2 protein-coding genes, 1 tRNA gene, 2 rRNA genes and 2 pseudogenes (1 of these 7 running past the window's edge) are annotated in these 6,335 nt (G+C 54.2%); 4 read left to right on the top strand and 3 right to left on the bottom strand.

From position 1 onward, the window contains the following. The 3 genes from ACR0DY_RS08405 to ACR0DY_RS08395 all read left to right on the top strand — a co-directional run. Positions 1-1,280, top strand: a 23S ribosomal RNA gene (locus ACR0DY_RS08405); it begins 1,565 nt to the left of the window's first position. Positions 1,281-1,445: 165 nt separating this feature from the next. Beyond that, positions 1,446-1,560, top strand: a 5S ribosomal RNA gene (gene rrf, locus ACR0DY_RS08400). Positions 1,561-1,612: 52 nt separating this feature from the next. Further along, positions 1,613-1,689 (top strand) — tRNA-Met (locus ACR0DY_RS08395). A gap of 242 nt (positions 1,690-1,931) precedes the next feature. On the opposite strand, the pseudogene ACR0DY_RS08390 reads toward ACR0DY_RS08395, so the two are convergent. The 3 genes and pseudogenes from ACR0DY_RS08390 to ACR0DY_RS08380 form a co-directional block, all read right to left on the bottom strand. Further along, a pseudogene (locus ACR0DY_RS08390) lies at positions 1,932-3,096 on the bottom strand (IS3 family transposase). A 452-nt stretch (positions 3,097-3,548) separates the two neighbouring features. After that, entirely contained in the window at positions 3,549-4,463 is a 915-nt protein-coding gene (locus ACR0DY_RS08385) for an ATP-binding protein (protein ID WP_480484836.1), read from the bottom strand. 80 nt (positions 4,464-4,543) lie between these two features. After that, positions 4,544-5,180: pseudogene (locus ACR0DY_RS08380) on the bottom strand (IS5 family transposase); the annotation flags it as partial. Positions 5,181-5,520: 340 nt separating this feature from the next. Here ACR0DY_RS08380 and ACR0DY_RS08375 point away from each other — a divergent pair. Next, positions 5,521-6,273, top strand: a complete 753-nt coding sequence (locus ACR0DY_RS08375) for a hypothetical protein (RefSeq protein ID WP_480484835.1) — start codon at positions 5,521-5,523, stop codon at positions 6,271-6,273. Positions 6,274-6,335: the final 62 nt, after the last annotated feature.

Genomic DNA, 6,335 nt, shown 5'->3' with positions numbered 1-6,335 from the left:
AAATAGCCCTCCATCAGACCGTACCCTAAACCGACACAGGTGGACTGGTAGAGCATACCAAGGCGCTTGAGAGAACGATGTTGAAGGAACTCGGCAAAATACCTCCGTAAGTTCGCGAGAAGGAGGCCCGGTTCCTAGGCAACTAGGGGCTGGGGGCACAAACCAGGGGGTGGCGACTGTTTATTAAAAACACAGGGCTCTGCGAAGTCGCAAGACGACGTATAGGGTCTGACGCCTGCCCGGTGCCTGAAGGTTAAAAGGAGAGGTGAGAGCCTTGAATTGAAGCCCAGGTAAACGGCGGCCGTAACTATAACGGTCCTAAGGTAGCGAAATTCCTTGTCGGGTAAGTTCCGACCTGCACGAATGGCGTAACGACTTCCCCGCTGTCTCCAACATCGACTCAGCGAAATTGAATTGCCTGTCAAGATGCAGGCTTCCCGCGGTTAGACGGAAAGACCCCGTGCACCTTTACTACAGCTTCGCACTGGCATCAGGATTGTGATGTGCAGGATAGGTGGTAGGCTTTGAAGCGGAAACGCAAGTATCCGTGGAGCCTCCCTTGAGATACCACCCTTCGCACTCTTGATGTCTAACCGCGGTCCGTTATCCGGATCCGGGACCCTGCGTGGCGGGTAGTTTGACTGGGGCGGTCGCCTCCTAAAGCGTAACGGAGGCGCGCGAAGGTTGGCTCAGAGCGGTCGGAAATCGCTCGTTGAGTGCAATGGCAGAAGCCAGCCTGACTGCAAGACTGACAAGTCGAGCAGAGTCGAAAGACGGCCATAGTGATCCGGTGGTCCCGAGTGGAAGGGCCATCGCTCAACGGATAAAAGGTACGCCGGGGATAACAGGCTGATACTGCCCAAGAGTCCATATCGACGGCAGTGTTTGGCACCTCGATGTCGGCTCATCTCATCCTGGGGCTGGAGCAGGTCCCAAGGGTACGGCTGTTCGCCGTTTAAAGAGGTACGTGAGCTGGGTTTAGAACGTCGTGAGACAGTTCGGTCCCTATCTGCCGTGGGTGTAGGAGACTTGAGAGGAGTTGCCCCTAGTACGAGAGGACCGGGGTGAACGATCCACTGGTGGACCAGTTGTCGTGCCAACGGCAGTGCTGGGTAGCTATGATCGGACAGGATAACCGCTGAAGGCATCTAAGCGGGAAGCCCCCCTCAAAACAAGGTCTCCCTGAGGGCCGTGGAAGACCACCACGTCAATAGGCCGGAGATGTAAGCGCAGTAATGCGTTCAGTTGACCGGTACTAATCGCCCGATAGGCTTGATTTGATCCAGTAATGGAAAGACAAATCAAAGACATACACACCCTGAGTTGGACAACGTTGATCTGATTAACACAACCGTGCAGGACCGCGCATCCGCTTCGCGAATACGCTGCCTCCTGCCCGTCGCTTTTTTGCTCCGCAAAAACAGCGACGTGGGGATTTTCCTCGGTTTGGTGGTCATAGCGCAAGTGAAACACCCGGTCCCATCCCGAACCCGGAAGTTAAGCACTGCCGCGCCAATGGTACTTGGGCTTAAGCCCCGGGAGAGTAGGTCACCGCCAAACCTAGCAAAATCCCCAAATCTCTCTAAAACGATGAAAACAAATCTGACTCTGACGCGGGATGGAGCAGCCCGGTAGCTCGTCAGGCTCATAACCTGAAGGTCGCAGGTTCAAATCCTGCTCCCGCAACCACTTCGGTCGAACAGAGTCTCGAACAAGCCGCCTCAGGGCGGCTTTGTTCATTCTGGGCCAACCCAATCATCGCTGCCAGGACACCCTCCAGTTCGATCTGGACGCCATCCCGTTCATGTTTGATCGTAACACGTTCAATCAGGCCCCGGATAATCTCCAAGGCCCCGGTGCGGATCGACGGATCCGATAGCGCCTGTGCCAGATCTGCTGAGCAGCCTCATCTGACTGGTCCAAGTTGATTGTTAGTGCATCATCGGCCTGTGATTCATCGGGATGATGGTTTCAGGTGCCGGCGGGTGATAGCCCAGTGCACTGTGGGGGCGTTTTGTATTGTAGTGTCTCCTCCATTGTTCGATCAGGATTTGTGCTTCGCGCAGGCTGTAGAAGATTTCGCCGTTGAGTAGTTCGTCCCTGAACCGGCCATTGAAACTTTCACAGTATCCGTTCTCCCACGGGCTGCCAGGTTCGATGTAAGCCGTCTTGGCGCCGACGGCGGCGATCCAGTCTCGGACGGCCTGGGCGACAAATTCCGGCCCGTTATCCGAACGTATGAAACCGGGTGCGCCACGAAGGATGAACAGATCCGTCAGGGCGTCGATCACGTCGACCGAGTTCAGCTTGCGCTTCACTCTAATCGCCAGGCACTCCCGGCTGTGCTCATCAAGGATGTTCAGCGTCCGAAAAGCTTTGCCATCGTCGGTTCGACAATGGACGAAATCATAGCTCCATACATGATTGCGATACTCCGGCCTCAGCCGAACACACGACCCATCCACTGCCCGGCAGTCGATACGCAGTATCGATGAGAGGGGTTCAGCCAAAGCCGTCCTTTCTTCGGTTGTTTCACTGGCACTTTCAGCCCCTCTCGTCGCCAAAGCCGTTCAATTCGCCCATCGCTGACAGACCATCCAGCCTCTCTCAGCAATGCAGCGATCCTGCGATAGCCATATCGGCCGTATTGACGGGTCAGCTCGATCATGTCGGCCACCAATCGGTCTTCGTCTGCGCGACCTTGTGGGACACGCCGTTGCGTGGATCTGTGTTGTCCAAGCACGCGGCAGGCGCGTCTCTCGGAAACGTTCAATTGGTTGCGAACATGGTCAATACAAGCACGACGACGAGCGGGGCTCAGTAGTTTCCCTTCGCGGCTTCCGTCAGGATCAGCTTGTCCAACGTCAGATCGGATACCGCACGTCGCAGTCGCTCATTCTCTTTCTGAAGCCGTTTCAGTTCTTTCAACTGATCTACGCCCATTCCGCCGTACTTCTTGCGCCAGCGGTAATAGGTTTGTTCAACAACGCCGATCTGCCTGATCGCATCAAGACGGGACATGCCTTGCCCCATCAGAACTTCAACCTGCCGTAACTTCGAGACAATCTCTTCGGGCTTCGGTCGCTTGTTTGCCATTCGTGGTCCTCCGTTTCCTAAACATAGCGGTGGACCAGTTCAGTTGGGGAGGCTCACTCATTCTAGCTGGATGTGGAGGGATGGTAGCTGGAGCAACACCTATCGCGCATTTGGTGCCGATGAAGAGTTGTCTGAGTTAAACGCCAATCTCACAAAGTTGGCGGATGAAATAACTCAGCAGGTATTGTTGATTGACCAGTTGGAGGAAAGGGTAAGAACGCAAACTGGAACTGAAAATGCAATGCAAACCCTCCTCGAATAGTTTGAATGCTCCCTCGAATAGGATGCTAGATTTACTGCTTTGGCGTTAGTGCTCATTCTCCGGCCAAGTCCGATCCCTGGCAACAGCGCCAGTCGCTGCGTTATAGTAACCCGAAAGCAGATATCCGTCGGGTCAGCAAACCGGATTGTTCGTCAAGTTCAGACGCGCGCACAGCCTACCACTAGGCGTATCATTCTTTCCGCCAGCGACTTATCACATCCCCAAAAGTAAATTCGCGCCAAGGTTCCTGCCATTCTTTGTGGAAGCGAACGCCTTGGGATTGTGGCTCGGGATTCTGCATCGGCATCTGCACAATCGCTGGCAGCAACACAGCATCTCCGACAACGACACATTCACCAGGGGCAAGATTGGGTAAGATGTCCGTAATGCCGCTGGAGTTGTCCGGAAAGAGCCGCTTCACATAGTTTTGGTCGGTATTGTTGGTCAGCCGAAGCGCCAAAAAATTGTTGCATTGCGCGAAGATAGTCTCCGAAACCTCTGACGGTCGCTTGCTCACAACCATCAAACTGAGCCCGTACTTTCTTCCTTCTTTTGCAATGCGCTCCAACGATTTTCTAGAAGAACGATATGCAGCGTCGTCTCTCTGAGGGATGTAGTTATGAGCTTCCTCGCAGACAAGCATGACTGGTACATCATTCAGTAATTCTTGTCTTTGTAGCAGCTTCGAGTAGTGAAAACAGAAATCGAAGATCAGTCGAGAAACTAGGCTCACCGTAATACTCAACACCTCAAATGGTATGCCACTTAGGTCGACAATGGTGACATTGGATCGATTGAGGTAACCGATGAATTGCTTCATGATTTGTTCAAAGTCATCAGTCTGGAAACACTTCCCATCATCTTTCTTGGCTTGTAGCAAGAAGCGTAGGCGCTTGTCGGAGAGTTTGGTTTCAAGACGTGAGAGGAAGCGATTGAATTCTCCATAAAACGGACCGCTGGTTGCCTTATCCGCTTTGGCCGTGGATGTCGGGACGAAAGTACATGAGTTTTCGAAGTAATGAAGTTTTCGATCTTCTATTAGTGTTCCATCAGAAAGCTTGGGTTTGTTCTCGCCGTCCAGTCGACCGATGACCTCACGGTTCATGTTGTCGATGTACCGGTGTACCTCCGTGATCGAAAAGTAGACCGGTGTGTCGTAGGGTCAGGATTCATAACCAATAGATGACGGTTGCGTTGCTTTCGACCTGGGATGCAGGCGCTTATTCCTTTGTCTTTCAACGCGTCTCGGAACCGGTCTGCATCATAGCCGCGATCCCCGAGCAGCCAGTCGACTTCTGGTATGCTGCTCATTAGCGCTCGCGCACCGATGTAGTCACTGACTTGGCCAGCGGTGACAAAAAGGCTGATCGGTCGCCCTTGGCTGTCACAGATAGCATGCAGTTTAGTATTCATGCCGCCCTTGGTTCGGCCAATCAGGCGGCCACGCCCCCCTTTTTCGCGGCCCTGCTGGTCGCGGTGCGATGTGCTTTCAGATAGGTCGCGTCCACTGCCCGGCAGGGCATTGCGGAGCAATGTCCCGAGAGGGGATCATCACGGTCTTTTCCTCGCCGTGTTCGGCGGCCAGGCCGGTCATCATCCGCGCGAAGATGCCTTTCTCACTCCAACGCTTCCACCGGCTATAAAGCGTCTTGTGCGGTCCGTATTCTTTGGGAGCGTCTCGCCACCGCAACCCATTGCGATTGATGAAGATAATCCCGCTCAGCACCCTCTTGTCATCGACCCGTGGCTTGCCGTGCGACCGCGGGAAGAAAGGGGAAAATTTGGCCATCTGCTCGTCGGTCAGCCAGAAAAGGTCGCTCATATCACCACTCCATTTTTCGAGCCGTGAATCATGCAGCGCCTTGAGAATCAATGCATCCTGACCCTAATCGGGAAGAAAACGACAGCTGTCAAATCAAGACCCGCCAACCGCTGAAGCCGAGTTCCGCAAAACATGGAAAGCAACGCGGCAACACCTCATTGCCCAAGGCCTAAATTGGATCACCAGGTCTTTTTAAGTGATGGATATTTGAAACTCTCATTCCTCGGACCCGGACAATCGGCCGGAAAATCATCAGACCTAAGCCCGATGTAGCGAAGCCGGGCCCGGGATATTCTGCCTCCAATACAGGATAACGCCTCGAACAGGATTGGAGACGAGAATGAATAACCGGAAAAGAACTGGTCAGCTTCTCAGCACGGTAGCGCTGGCGTCGCTGATTGTGATGACACCCTATGTGCCGGCTTTTGACGCAGACGGTCATCTGCGGTTGGAACCTGCTTACGCGTTTGCAAAGAGCGGGAAAGGGAGTGACGGCAACGGCGGGGATGATGACCATGACAGCAATTCCGGGTCGGGCAGCGGCGGTGATCGTGACGACAATTCCGGATCGGGTAAAGGTGGTCACGATGATGATGACGACGACGATGATGATGATGCCGATGGTTCGTCACGCTCGGGCCGGGGCGATAAGAAGGACCGGTCCCAGTCTGGGGGGCAGTCATCGGGGTCGGCTGGAATAACAAAGGTCGAGACAAGCGCGAGCGGCATAGAAGTACGCTATGCTGACGGCACCAAGGAAGAGATTGAAAACGGCCGGTACGAAAGAAAGAACGCGCAGAACCGAACAGTCGAGGAACGACCGGCCACCGGTGCCGACGTTTCGCGCCTTCGGTCACTGGCAAACGGTATCTCAATCGACAGCGTGCGCTCGCCCGGGCAGAGTGGTGGCGCTGGAAGTAACCCGGCAAAAATCGAAATTCAGGGCAACAATATCGAAGTCAGTTACGCAAACGGCTGGAAAGAAGAGATCGAGGGCGGGCGTTACGAGTTGAAAGACCCGTTCAACCGGACCGTCGTAGAAAGAACCGCAACTGCGGCGGATCGCAGCAGACTTCAGGCGATTGCCAACTGAGTAACTAATTTTGACGATTGTGCGGGGCGGTTTCTTTTCTTGAGAGACCGCCCCGGTCTTTG

Source organism: Ruegeria sp. O6 (assembly GCF_056535045.1).
Note: the sequence above shows the minus strand (reverse complement) of the source record. Positions and strands in the feature narration are given on the sequence as shown.

Excerpts from the sequence above, each read along its gene's own strand:
- ACR0DY_RS08385 (WP_480484836.1), bottom strand. The coding sequence starts at position 4,463 with ATGAACCGTGAGGTCATCGGTCGACTGGACGGCGAGAACAAACCCAAG.
- ACR0DY_RS08375 (WP_480484835.1), top strand. The coding sequence starts at position 5,521 with ATGAATAACCGGAAAAGAACTGGTCAGCTTCTCAGCACGGTAGCGCTG.